Annotated in this window: 1 protein-coding gene; it reads left to right on the plus strand. The window is 34.2% G+C overall.

The features are described 5' to 3' along the window. Nucleotides 1-189 (plus strand): hypothetical protein (locus AVJ23_RS23260; protein WP_205626920.1); only part of this gene is annotated, 189 nt, incomplete at its 5' end. Between the last annotated feature and the right edge of the window lie 33 nt (nucleotides 190-222).

Raw genomic sequence — 222 nt, forward strand, 5'->3', positions numbered from 1 at the left:
GAGTCAGAATTTTCTCCAAATCCCCTAGTACTTAAAACTGAAAGTGGAAAAATTTATTTTATTGAACAGTACATGAAAATGGGAGTGTTTGTAGGCGGATCAGATCTCGAACTTGTTGATGCCAATGAGGGAAAAAAAGCCGTTTTAGATATGAATCTGGCTCAGAAAGGGTTTTGCAAACTAGAGTAAGTTTGCGTTAGAAAATTTATAAAAGTACTAAAA

Source organism: Pseudoponticoccus marisrubri (assembly GCF_001482405.1).
Classification (GTDB): domain Bacteria; phylum Pseudomonadota; class Alphaproteobacteria; order Rhodobacterales; family Rhodobacteraceae; genus Pseudoponticoccus; species Pseudoponticoccus marisrubri.